Consider the following 12,176-nt stretch of genomic DNA (forward strand, 5'->3'; position numbering starts at 1 on the left):
TTTCATTTAGAGCCAGTTACGCTCGACACCTTCGATTTCATATAGCGCAAAATCAGTAAACCGCTCAGCCAACTCAGCTTTTAAGTAAGGCATTGATACTGAACCAGAAGCCAGTTGTATATACAAGCTCTTAAGCTGCGATCTTCGCATTAAGTAAGTACTAGTTGTTGTGACGCTTTGCGCTTTGTAGATTTCAAAAACACGATATTGAACACCCAACATGCCCGTTTTAAATACAGCGAAGAAACGACCGTCGTGTTGATACATTGCCATACCGGTTTTTTGATAACTTAAAAACACACCGAGCATCAAAGTTAGTCCAACCGCAACACTCCAAAGCATCGTAGCAGCATCAAATAAGCTATTGAGAATTAGTGCTGAAAGTATGGTTGGCAACATAACATATAAAAGCGTATTTTTATAAAGTAAAGCCCGCTCAGGCTTAATAAAGTTAAGCGCCGTTAAATCAACAAACCAAGGAAATAACCAACGACACACAACTTGTATTTGCTCTTTAGTTAATACCGGCATTACTAAAGTTTGTTTACTTTTATGTGCGGCAACCCCTGCGGCCATACCGCCACTACTCACTTGTGGGCAAATTAAGGTAAAGCGATTAAGTAGCCGAGCAATAATATTTTGTTTAATTTGCACACTTTGAATTTTCGAAACACTTATCGAGAGTTGCTGACGCTCAAATAAACCAGCTACACGCTTAAATTTATCATCCTGAAAATAGAGCTGAAAATTAAAAAAGCGCACTAAAGCCATAACAACAGACAGTAAAATGGCACACAAAACAATTGTGATGACCATAATTAACACGGCTATTGCAGCAGCACTACCAACAAAGGCAGCTTGCTCATTCAGTATGGCCTCTAGGCGATTTATAATGGTTTTTTCGAGATACTCAAAAATCACATTCATAAATGGGGCAAGTGCAGCCAATGCTAAAATTGCCATGTTCGACATCAAACCAAATTTAGCAATTTCACCATTGCTGATCGTTAAGCTTTGCTGCTTGTCTGTTGCTTCACTCTGCTCAATAGGCTGCAGATCTTCTTGTTGTAACTGAGCTTTAAATGCCATGACTTGTTCGCGCACTTGCTCGGCATAGCTAAGCTTTACTCCCGGGATCACAGCTTCTTGAGCACTACTCCCAGCTGCATCAAAAATACAATTAACTAAATTAACCGGCTGAAAATAAAAAGGCTCAGCAATATTTACGTTTTGCACTCGAGCAAACTTTAAGGTTAATCGCTCTTTTTTAAACACTCCTTTATTTAGCAGTATTTCGTTGTCATCAGTAATTCGGTATTTAAAATTACGGTAATAAGCAAAGGCATACAGCACTAAAACTACAGAGGCTGCGGCAACTGCTATTTGCCCCCAAAACAGCTTTTGCTCAACTTGCGTGACAAATAACACTAAAATTGGCAGTAAGTTAAGTAAGCCATCTTTTATAAAGCGCAGTGCAAAATGAACAATAAAATACAGTAGTGCCCATGGCGACACGCGTTGCCATTGTTGATTACTCATCGGCAAGCTCATTATCTTGAGTTGTTGTATTATCACCATAACTTTGCACGAACTGTCGGACATCATTACATTGTTCGTCAGTTAAACCACTGATATGTAAATCAGCACTCATGCCACCGGCACTGTAGAGTCTAAGTGTTGCCAAGCCTAACTTTCGTTCAATTGGACCGCGATGAATTTCGGTGTGTTGCACGCGAGAAATAGGTAATAAGGTGATTTGTTGCCAAATTAAACCTCGCTTAAAAGCGATATCGTGCTCTCTTACTGCAACTCCTTTGGCGCGTATACTGTAGAGGTTGTAAACCATTGATAGGATTACCAGCAATGGCAAAACCAGCAGCCAAGGTGTAGCAATAGCTTCGCTAACGGCTGGATTAAAATGCCGTACAGCTATAATCACAGCCATGAGAGGCACATAAAACAGCAACCAATTTAGTTGTACATGCCATATCGCATTATCTGCAAGTGGTTGGAATTGAATAGTTTGATGCTTTGGAAGGGTTTCTATTTGTTGATTACTAAACACGGTAATTCCTTGTAAAGGCCAGCGGTGCCGGCCTTACGTGCTAACACTGAGTTGTTATATGTTATAAATTATACCCAGCGTAGTTTTGTTGCAAGTGTGTGGCTTGCTCCAGGTGCAAGTTCAACACTGTCATCAAGGACATTAGCCGCTTCTAAACACAGCATTACGTGGTATTCGTCATCAGCAAAATTAGAAAGGCGTTTTGATTTATCAATCCAAGGATTCCAAAGCACACACGATGTTGAGTTTTCGCGTCCCACTTCAATAATGCCATCAGGTGTGATGATACGCTGAGTATCTTTCGCTTCGGTGTAAACCATGTCTGTTTCACGAGCGAACGACACTAATTCATTCTGCTCAAATGGACCTTCAGCAAATTCAATGTATTTCGCACCTTGCAAACCATCTACTTTAGTTTCTTCAATTGCAGGTGTTGGGAAATACGTGTGCAGTGCTTGAGTAAACTGTACAGTTTGGTTATCTAAGTTAGTGGTTGTTAAACGCAGTTCTAAACTAGAGGTTAATATAAACTCAGCTAACAACTTAGTTTTATAAGGCCAATACTTTTCATCAACTTGCGTCATCGGCAGCGACAAACTGATATAAATAGAATCGTCTTGCTCTTTCACTTCTTCTGCGCGCCACAAACTTGTGCGAGCAACACCATGAGCAGGCCAGCCTTCATGTTGGCTTACTCCGAACCATGGCCAACAAATCGGAATACCACCTCGCACACCTTTGCCTTCTTGGTAATCTTCTAGTTCAGAGACCCATAATAATGGCTTTTTATCGGTTGGCGTGAACTCAGTGATCTGCGCACCTTGCAGAAAAATAGTTGCGCTACAAAACTCACTAGCAACTTTAATAAATTCAAGCCCGGTTTCACTTTGCTCAATCGTAACTGATGGCGATAACTTCATAATTCGTCCCATTTAATGAAAGAAAAATCCACCATACCCAATGCAGTGGCTATTAGTAAATAATATTTAGTTATTTGTATGAATTGTTTTACTACAAAGTGATGATGTCACCTCGAGTAGCATTTTAAGTATTAACAACAATTACTCCATCTAATTTTTAAACTTTACCTTTTAATTTCTACTCTAATTAATCACCAAACACGATAATAAGCATTATCGCCGAAAATTATAAGCTACATAGTTATTATTTATTTGAACTCAATTTATTAGATGTGTAATATTTCGCGATTGCGGTTGCCTCATGCCGCCTTTTTTAAGAGACAGAAACATGCAAAAGTATGACGAGTTATTAGTGTCGCTGCGTAAAGTGATCAGAGCCATCGACCTTCATTCAAAACAGCTCAACAAAACCTCAGGCCTAACCGGCCCACAATTACTTATCATGAATGAGGTTGCACAAACCGATGGTATTACCGCCAGCCGCATCGCACAAAATGTAAACTTAAGCCCGGCTACGGTTACCAATATATTAGATCGTATAGAAAACCGTAATCTGATCACTCGTGTGCGTAGCCAATTAGACAAGCGTCGAGTTAGTTTGCATCTAACAGAAGCGGGAGAACAGCTACTAGAGCAAGCACCTCAGCCATTGCAAGAGCACTTCATCGAAAAGTTCTCAGCACTAGAAGAGTGGGAGCAAAGTTTACTACTATCATCAATGCAACGCATTGCTGCAATGATGGATGCAGATCAACTCGATGCTTCACCGCTGCTTGAGGTTGGCGCAATCACCAAGACATTAGAAGCACAGTAAAAATTAAAACTGATTGATTAATATTAATTTTCTGTGTCTAGGCTTGGGTTCAGCCTGAATATCAACTATTCTTAACAGTACCCATTCCAACACTAGCGAAAATTCATGCTTAAACTATCAAAGTTAGCCCTTGCTATAGCCTTGGGCACAACTTCAAGTCTTAGTCAGGCATCTGAAATTGATGACCTTCAAGAACAACTGCAATTACTGAAACAGCAAATGCAGCAACTGCAAAGCAAACTAGATGCTGCCGAAGCAAAATCGCAGCAACAAGCCGAGAAACAAGCGCAGATTGATGCACAAGTAGCAAAACAACAAAAGCAACTTGAGCAGCAAACAGCGGCCGTAGAAGCACCTAAAAAAGAATCTGGCATTAAAGTCGGTGGGGCTGTACGTACCAACTTCAGCCATACGTCGTATAACGATGGCAATAAAAACCGCGGTGGTGACTTCGATTTTGACATTTTCAGGCTAAATTTTGCAGGCGATGTCGGTGATGTACAGCTTAACGCTGAGATCCGTTTTTTCGATTACATGACCGCAGTTAAGTATGCCTATGCAGCCTATGACTTTGCCGAAGACTGGCAGGTGCAGGCAGGTATTACCAAAGTGCCTTTTGGTAACTGGCCTTATAACTCACACAACTACTTCTTTGGCACCACTTATTATATTGGTCTTGAAGATGACCATGACCTGGGTGTGCTATTCAAACGCAAAATTGCTGACAACTGGCAAATTGACCTTGGCTTTTTCAAAAATGATGAACTAGGTGGCGTTGACGGCTATGTGGACGACAGAAGCGACCGTTACTCATACGACGTAGTGGGTTTCCGCTCTGCAGGTGAAGGTGTATACGCCGAACCAACCAATGCGATTGGTGAGTACAACACCTTCTCTGGTCGTTATGGTTATCACTTTGAGCATGATGGCGGCACCACCGAGCTAGGTGTTTCAGCCTTATCTGGCGGCTTACATGATGGTGAAGATAAAGCTGGCGACTACTACGCTTGGGCTGTGCACTTAAACAGCACAATTGGTCCATGGAATTTCCAACTTCAGCATGGTGAATATAACTACGATATCGACAACGTCGACCGTATGGCCGTGGGTGCTTATGCGTTTTACGATAGTATTGCCGCAGAAGCGACCATGACTAATGCTAATATCGCTTACAGCCTTCCTGTAGAATGGGGTCCGGTAACAAACCTACAGTTTTACAATGACTACGGCATTATTTATGACAAGTCAGACAACAGCGAAGATACATGGATGAATGTAACCGGTGTATCTGTTGCTGCAGGCGGCTTATTCACTTACTTTGATTTTGTACAAGCGAAAAACCAACCATTCGTTGGTGGTTCAATTGCTGGCGACAGCGATGAGACTGAAACCCGCTTCAATATCAATATAGGTTATTATTTCTAATAGTAATATACCCGCTTAATTTAGCGAGCTATTTAGGGGCAAGGAGATGTTCTCCTTGCCTTTCTTTACTTTACTCAAAAACTCACAATAATTTCACGATCTTCTTAGATTGAGTAATAACTAGCTTAATTTATACCTTACTCCTTGATAGCCACTATGCTCATATTTCAGGTCCGTTCTGTACCTTTGCAAGCACGTTTTTCTGGCTATATAAATGTAAATCATTATTATATTGCGCCATTCTAAACATGTTTTATTGACAAAAGCTGTATGTAATTGAAGGATCACAATTTTCTGCAGCTACATTAGGCAAACAAGTTGAAGCTGAGCTAAAGTTAAATAATCAACGTGGTGCACGCTACCTTGCTAAGCCAGTGAATACTCTAAAGGCTGTCAACTAAGTCATCTTATTGATAGCCTTGAGCTCTGTGAACAGCAACAAGCCACTTTGTTAGAGGGTGCCGAGCAAGCACTGCAACGATTTAAGTTTTATCAGGCCCAACTTTATTGATGAATGTGAAAGCGGCGTTTACCGCCTATAAAAATGGCTGCTATCAATTACTCGGGTTATTGATGGTGGGTTTAGGTATCATAGGTATTGCATTACCTGTGATGCCTACAACTATCTTTTTTATACTAGCATTGGCGTGCTTTACCCGCTCATCACCTAAGCTCTCTGCCTGGCTGCTACACCATCCAAAGTACGGCCAGCCTCTGAGGTTTTGGCAAGAACATAAGGTTGTTCCTACTCGTGCTAAGTTCTTAGCTGGTTTTGGTATGGCTATCGGGTATGCTTTTTTACTACAAAGTGCCGCACCAATTTGGGTGATGTACTTAGTGGCAGTAATTGAATTGAGCGTGTTAGCCTATTTAATTAATCGCCCCTCTGCACCAAAAAAATCAACACTCTTACAAGTTAAACTGACTACACACACCGGTTTAATGCTGCTTGCCTGTTTTCTCAGTTCGCAACTTGCTGTAGTTGCTTATCTCGCTATTCATTTCTAAAACAAAGAAATGTAAAGAACGTAAACACGCTTGTTATTGGTAATGCAAATCATTATCATGCCTGTATCTTTAACGAATAAACCGCATTATGTTCTCATTTAACAAACGTAGCTTTTATAGCGTTAGCCGCGCCTTACACATATACCTTTCAACGGCCTTATTCTTTTTACTTATTTTATTTTGTGTCAGCGGCATCATTCTTAATCACGTTAGTTGGCTCGAAAATGATAAACATAATGGTCAGAACCAACTACTTGTTTCTGCAAAGTTATTCGAAAAAGCACAAGCTAATCTCGACACGTTACCGAGCCTATACCTTGAAATAGAACAGTACATGCAGCAGCAATTTTCACTTAGTAATGTAAAAAGTATTGAGTGGGAAAAAGAAGATGCGTTAGTAATGCTCGACTATCCGCTGCCAGCAGGCTTTGCTTACGCCGAAATCGATTTTCAAACGGGCGAGCTCAATATTGATTATCAAACCGGCGGCTTTATGAGTCTGATTGGCGACCTACACAAAGGCCGCCATACAGGTAAAGCATGGAGCTGGGTCATTGATATCTCAGCTGTTTTGATGATTCTGTTTGCCATCACCGGATTAATTATTCTCTTTCAAAACCGTAAAAAACGGGCCGCAGGCCTTTGGTTAACGCTTCTTGGTGTTGCCACGCCTTTGGTCATTTATCTAGTTTGGGTGCCTCAACTTAAAGGAGTATCTTAATGAAACAAGCCCACTTAATCGCAGCTCTACTAATTGGCTGTTTATTCAGCCCACTGAGCTTTGCAAAAGATCCCAACCTCACCGTTGAGTTCACTTTACCTGAGCTAGATGTTTCTCCATATCATCGCCCTTACGTGGCGCTATGGCTAGAAACACCTGAACGTAAACACGTTACCACTATTGCACTTTGGGTCGAAAAAGCTGAATGGTTTAAAGACTTACGTCAGTGGTGGCGAAAAGCAGGTCGTAGCAACGACAGCTTTGATGGTGTAACAGGTGCAACAAAACGCCCAGGCACTTACACCATTGAGTGGCAAGGTAAAGATTTAAAAGGTAATCCAGTTAAACCTGGTAGCTACCTGCTTAATGTTGAAGTTGTACGTGAGGAAGGTGGCCGAGATTACACCCGCGTTGAAATCGACTTAACGAAAGACGGCAAAGTCACAATTAAAGGCGAAAAAGAGTTCGCGACTAGCTTTGTTACCATTACCAGTAATTAAGGACAAACAATGAAATTAAAATTATTAAAAACGGCGCTGATTGGCGCAGTAACCTTCACAGCACTTGCCTCTGGCTATGCACAAGCACACGCCCGTTGGTTAATGCCATCTCACACTTCTTTATCTGGTGAGAAAACTCACTATGTGATGATCGATGCCAGTATTTCGAATGAGTTGTTTAGCCCAGATAAAGCATACCGCCCGAAAGAAAAAGGCGCAGAGTATGACGACAACTTATTAATTGCCCTTGCTCCAAATGGTAAGCCGGTTAAAGAAACGATCCGCGCATACTACTTAAAACGCAAAAACTCAGCGGCAGTGAGTTTATCTCAAGACGGTACTTACCATATTGCTATGCAGCAAAAACCAATGCTAATGACTTTCTATAAAGACAAAGATGGCAACCGTGGCCGTGTGTTCGCAGGTAAAAAAGAAGCAGACCTACCAGCAGGCGCAACCGATGTACGCACTGTAAAATCAATCGCAACGGTTGATACTTTTGTAAGCCGTAATGGTACTTCTAAGCCAACATTGCTTGGTCAAGGTTTAGAAATTTCAGGCCCAACTCACCCGAACGATCTATTTGCTGGTGAAGAAGCTAAGTTCCAATTATTAATGGATGGCAAACCAGCCGCTGACGTTGAGCTTGCTATTGTTCGTGGTAGTGCACGCTATCGCAATGAGCGTGACGAAGTGAAAGTAACAACCGATAAAAAAGGCTTCTTTACTGTGACATTCGCTCATGCCGATATGTATCTGATTGAAGCATCTGTTGATCAAAAACCAACAGAGGCCGATATCGATAATGTACGCTACTCATTATTCACAACGCTTGAAGTGGCGCCTGAGTAGTTTGCTAATTAGGCCTTAAAATTGGCCTAATTCGACTTTCGAGGAAGGCGGTAGTCAACAGTGTGATCGCAGCTACCGTCTTTCTCGCAATCATTAACCCCATCACCATCGACATCCCAGCTTGGGTGCATGCCTTTTAATGTACTTTTTACGACGCTAATATCGGCAGTAAATTCACTTTGCTCATCACGGCGCGCGGCATTGCGCATCAAAAAGACCCGAATCACATAATCGCCATCATCAGAGATTTTAATCTCAGCATGATCACCTTTTACCGGGCCAACAAACAAAGCAGTTGGGTTGCCTTTTGGTAAAATATTAAAGTAGTTGCTTGAATTTGATGGAGCAAAATCAACCGTTAAGGTAGTGCCTTTATTAAGGTTAATTTGATATTCCAGCATCTCATAACCTTTAATTGTGTCTTTAACTTGCCAGCTTTGCTGCACCGCAATATCTGAAGCTAGCAACTCATAATGACGACTATTTGGTAAATTTTGTTCAGCAAACACCAAGCTACTTGTAGCCACCGAAAAACAAAACCCTATCAATAACAACAACTTCATATTCAACCTCTTTTTGGATTCTTTTTTAGAGAATGATAAATGCTGATTTTACAATTTTTAATTCTTTTAAAGTGAACTTATAGTTACTCCATCGCAGACACACTGCTTAACGAAACAGGATACCTACTATGAAACTTTTTACTTTAATCTCAGCTCAACCACACTTACAAAATATTAGCACTTTATTGGCACGTATTGGTTTATCGGCCATCTTTTTACTAACCGGCTTTAGCAAAATAGAGTTTTTCGATGCTACAGCGCAATATATGAGTAGTGTCGGTTTACCAGAGTTCTTACTGCCGTTTGTGATTGCCTTTGAAATTGTTGGCGGATTATTTATTTTACTAGGCTTTTTAACACAACTAACCGCTGTCGCTTTTGCTGGTTTCAGCCTAGTTAGTGCTTTGTTATTCCACTTTCAACTTGATGATCAAATGCAATTTTTAATGTTCTACAAAAACATTGCAATGGCAGGCGGCTTTTTAGCATTAGCCAGTGTTGGTGCAGGCAAAATCAGCCTAGATCAACTAGTGTTAAAACGTAGTCAGGCTTAACATTTATCCCAGCCAATAACCTAGGTTGTTGGCTGAATTTGTTTTTAAGAGGGCGCGAATATGGCAACGTTATTAACAGCAACCAGCCATGATATTGGTGGGCTCGATGTAAAACGCATCTTGCCTCATTTTGACAAAAAAATGGTTGGCCCATTTATCTTTTTTGACCACATGGGACCAAATCACTTTCCTCGCGGTGAGGGCATAAATGTGAAGCCTCACCCTCATATTGGCCTATCAACGCTCACTTATTTATTTACGGGCAGTATTTACCATCGCGATTCGCTAGGTAATAGCCTGCAAATAGAACCCGGCGATGTTAACTGGATGACCGCAGGTCGCGGGATAGTGCACTCAGAAAGAGAAAGCCTTGAAGTGCGGGCGAGCGAGCACGACATCAATGGTCTGCAATGCTGGGTTGCTTTACCTGAGAGTATAACCGAAATAGCACCGCGTTTTGAACATATCAAAAAACAGCAATTGCCTGAGAAAATCGAAAAAGGCGTGCTGATGAGACTCATTGTCGGTGATGCCTATGGCTTAAGCTCCCCTGTGAAAAGCTACTCACCGATGTTTTATGTCGATACGGTAGCAGAGCAAGGTAGCCATATAACTAAACCGCATCCTCATCATGAAACCGCAGTGTATGTTATTTATGGTGAAATTAGTGTGGGTGATACGCGCTATACCCAAGGCGACTTTGTACTACTTGATGACAGCGAACACGAAATAACGACTCTGGTGCACAGCCGCTTTATTTTACTCGGTGGCAGTAAATTCAATAAAGTCCCGTATTTACACTGGAATTTTGTTGCTTACAGCAAAGAGCGCATCGAGCAAGCAAAACAAGATTGGCAAGCACAGCGTTTTGCTAAAATCCCCGGTGATGAGCTTGAGTATATTGAGTTGCCCTCACCTAAAAAGTAAACTTTTTCAGTATTTACAGGTACTATTAGGTAGTTAAGTAAGCAAAGGAACATCATGCTAAGAATTACGTTAGAACAGTGGCGCATGTTTCGTGCTGTTGTCGAATTTGGGGGCTTTAACCAAGCCTCACAAGGCATTCATAAAAGCCAATCAAGTATTCATAATGCTGTTGGCAAAATTGAATCTGCACTCGATGTAAAGTTATTCAGCATTCAAGGCCGCAAAACCGTGCTCACTGAAGCTGGTGAAATGATGCTACGCCGTGCCAATTACTTACTTGATGAAGCCGCAAAAGTTGAGGCAATAGGCCAGACGTTAGGTGAAGGCATCGAAAGCAAATTACGAATTGCTGTTGATGCTATTTTCCCACAGCAATTGCTTTATAAAGTGCTTAACGATACCTCGTCACAATACCCGCAACTGCGTATTGAACTCCATGAGTCTGTGCTGATGGGGGGGAATGAACTGCTCGAAAACGATCAGGTTGATATTGCTATTACCGGCTTTCCAATTGCGGCAAACTTTCACGAAGAATTATGTGATATTGAGTTTATTGCCGTTGCACACCCAGATCACCCTTTGCATGCAATAGAGCGTGAAATAACCCTCGAAGATTTAAAATCACACCGCCAAATTGTTGTCCGCGATTCAGCCAATAAACACAAGCAAGATGGTGGATGGTTAGGTGCCGATCAGCGCTGGACGGTAACTCATTTGCGCACTTCTATTGATATGATCAGTAATGGACTTGGCTTTGCGTGGTTGCCAAAAATAGCAATAGAAAAACACCTTGCGGCGAGGCAAATGAAAGCACTTAATTTAACCCATAACAGTAGTCGCAGCGCTAAGTTACACTTGCTCTTTAAAGATGGTGATAAGCTTGGTCCAGCAGCACGCGCTTTCCTTGGAGAATTGCGTTACCAAGTGATGGAGAACCTATAGTTTCAGGGGCGTTTCAGCAATGCCTTTAACGCCCGGCTCGAGAATAAACACGCCACCACTGTGCGGGTAATCAGCGAGAACTGAGTCCTCCAGACCCACTGCAGCGGTAGTCACAGCTAAATGCATTAGCTCCTCGCCAACAAATGCGACACTCGTAACACGCGGTGCGGGCAAGCGAATAAACTGCACCTGCTCGCCGCTTGGTGAAAAACGATAAACGCCATAGCCATTCCAAGCGGCTACCCATAAATGGTCTTCGTTATCAACGGTCATGCCATCTGGAAAGCCCATACTTTCACTAAAGCGAATAAACTCTTGTTTATCAGAAAGCTCGCCCTGCTTATTCAGAACAAAACGATAGATAGTTTGTTTATCTGAGTCAGTAGAATATAGAAAATAGCCATTTTTACTCACCGCAGGGCCATTGCTGATGGTGTAGTTATGATCAACAGAAATCGGAGCTTGCCCATGTCCAAAACGATATAACTTACCACTATTGGTTTGCTCTTGAGAGTCCATAGAGCCAAAAAAACCAAAGCCTTGGCGAGAGGTTTTGCCATCGTTTAAACGATTTTGTGAGGGTTCATGGTCTATTGAATAAAGTAGTTCGCGGCTGAAATTTTCACTACAAAGTTTATAAATACCTTTGGCAAAGCCTGCAACTAGTTCACCCTGCTCGGTTTCCATAACCCAGCAAATAGGCTCTGGCATGGAAAACTGACTAACTCGCATTGATTGGCAATCTAAGCGAAACAAGCGCTGCCCTAAAATATCTACCCAAAATAAGCAGTTATGTGCTTTTGCAAAATAGGCCCCTTCGCCTAATTGGCACTGGCTAGAAATAATCATTTTGATGGTGTCATCGAGCATTGGCTTCACTACACG

Annotated in this window: 14 protein-coding genes; 9 read left to right on the forward strand and 5 right to left on the reverse strand. The window is 41.8% G+C overall.

The annotated features are described in order from the left end of the window. Nucleotides 1–6: 6 nt before the first annotated feature. The 3 genes from HYD28_01885 to HYD28_01895 form a co-directional block, all read right to left on the reverse strand. On the reverse strand, nucleotides 7–1,539 hold the full coding sequence (locus HYD28_01885; protein QLE07824.1) for a PH domain-containing protein: 1,533 nt from the start codon (nucleotides 1,537–1,539) through the stop codon (nucleotides 7–9). Next, the gene (locus HYD28_01890) at nucleotides 1,532–2,065 is read right to left on the reverse strand and encodes a PH domain-containing protein (GenBank protein ID QLE07825.1); all 534 of its coding nucleotides are present in this window, start codon (nucleotides 2,063–2,065) and stop codon (nucleotides 1,532–1,534) included. Before HYD28_01890 ends, HYD28_01885 begins: the two co-directional genes overlap by 8 nt. Nucleotides 2,066–2,133: 68 nt before the next feature. Then, on the reverse strand, nucleotides 2,134–2,985 hold the full coding sequence (locus tag HYD28_01895) for a D-hexose-6-phosphate mutarotase (GenBank protein ID QLE07826.1): 852 nt from the start codon (nucleotides 2,983–2,985) through the stop codon (nucleotides 2,134–2,136). A gap of 328 nt (nucleotides 2,986–3,313) precedes the next feature. Here HYD28_01895 and HYD28_01900 point away from each other — a divergent pair, with 328 nt between their 5' ends. The 6 genes from HYD28_01900 (at nucleotide 3,314) to HYD28_01925 (ending at nucleotide 8,305) form a co-directional block, all read left to right on the forward strand. Continuing rightward, a complete protein-coding gene (locus HYD28_01900) occupies nucleotides 3,314–3,799 on the forward strand; it encodes a MarR family transcriptional regulator (GenBank protein QLE07827.1) in 486 nt (161 codons plus the stop codon). 105 nt (nucleotides 3,800–3,904) lie between these two features. Then, on the forward strand, nucleotides 3,905–5,224 hold the full coding sequence (locus HYD28_01905) for a carbohydrate porin (GenBank protein QLE07828.1): 1,320 nt from the start codon (nucleotides 3,905–3,907) through the stop codon (nucleotides 5,222–5,224). A 510-nt stretch (nucleotides 5,225–5,734) separates the two neighbouring features. Then, a complete protein-coding gene (locus tag HYD28_01910) occupies nucleotides 5,735–6,232 on the forward strand; it encodes a YbaN family protein (GenBank protein QLE07829.1) in 498 nt (165 codons plus the stop codon). A gap of 88 nt (nucleotides 6,233–6,320) precedes the next feature. Continuing rightward, entirely contained in the window at nucleotides 6,321–6,953 is a 633-nt protein-coding gene (locus HYD28_01915; GenBank protein QLE07830.1) for a PepSY-associated TM helix domain-containing protein, read from the forward strand. Further along, nucleotides 6,953–7,453, forward strand: coding sequence for a DUF2271 domain-containing protein (locus tag HYD28_01920; GenBank protein ID QLE07831.1), 501 nt, complete (start codon nucleotides 6,953–6,955; stop codon nucleotides 7,451–7,453). Before HYD28_01915 ends, HYD28_01920 begins: the two co-directional genes overlap by 1 nt. Nucleotides 7,454–7,462: 9 nt before the next feature. After that, nucleotides 7,463–8,305 carry a DUF4198 domain-containing protein gene (locus HYD28_01925; GenBank protein ID QLE07832.1) on the forward strand — a complete coding sequence of 281 codons (843 nt, stop codon included), beginning with the start codon at nucleotides 7,463–7,465 and terminating at the stop codon, nucleotides 8,303–8,305. 26 nt (nucleotides 8,306–8,331) lie between these two features. Here the strand turns inward: HYD28_01925 and HYD28_01930 are convergent, their stop codons facing one another. Next, nucleotides 8,332–8,868, reverse strand: a complete 537-nt coding sequence (locus HYD28_01930; GenBank protein QLE07833.1) for a hypothetical protein — start codon at nucleotides 8,866–8,868, stop codon at nucleotides 8,332–8,334. A gap of 128 nt (nucleotides 8,869–8,996) precedes the next feature. Between HYD28_01930 and HYD28_01935 the strand changes: the two genes are divergently transcribed. The 3 genes from HYD28_01935 to HYD28_01945 are packed head-to-tail and all read left to right on the forward strand — an operon-like array spanning nucleotide 8,997 to nucleotide 11,291. After that, complete coding sequence (locus tag HYD28_01935; protein ID QLE07834.1) at nucleotides 8,997–9,422, forward strand: DoxX family protein; 426 nt, start codon at nucleotides 8,997–8,999, stop codon at nucleotides 9,420–9,422. A 60-nt stretch (nucleotides 9,423–9,482) separates the two neighbouring features. Then, nucleotides 9,483–10,349, forward strand: a complete 867-nt coding sequence (locus HYD28_01940; GenBank protein QLE07835.1) for a pirin family protein — start codon at nucleotides 9,483–9,485, stop codon at nucleotides 10,347–10,349. 54 nt (nucleotides 10,350–10,403) lie between these two features. Then, nucleotides 10,404–11,291 (forward strand): LysR family transcriptional regulator, encoded by an 888-nt coding sequence (locus tag HYD28_01945; protein ID QLE07836.1) that lies wholly within the window; start codon nucleotides 10,404–10,406, stop codon nucleotides 11,289–11,291. On the opposite strand, the gene HYD28_01950 is transcribed toward HYD28_01945, so the two are convergent. Beyond that, nucleotides 11,286–12,161 carry an SMP-30/gluconolactonase/LRE family protein gene (locus HYD28_01950; protein ID QLE10459.1) on the reverse strand — a complete coding sequence of 292 codons (876 nt, stop codon included), beginning with the start codon at nucleotides 12,159–12,161 and terminating at the stop codon, nucleotides 11,286–11,288. The two genes, HYD28_01945 and HYD28_01950, sit on opposite strands and share 6 nt — an antisense overlap. Nucleotides 12,162–12,176: the final 15 nt, after the last annotated feature.

It is taken from the genome of Pseudoalteromonas shioyasakiensis, from assembly GCA_013391845.1.
Taxonomy (GTDB): Bacteria; Pseudomonadota; Gammaproteobacteria; order Enterobacterales; family Alteromonadaceae; genus Pseudoalteromonas; species Pseudoalteromonas apostichopi.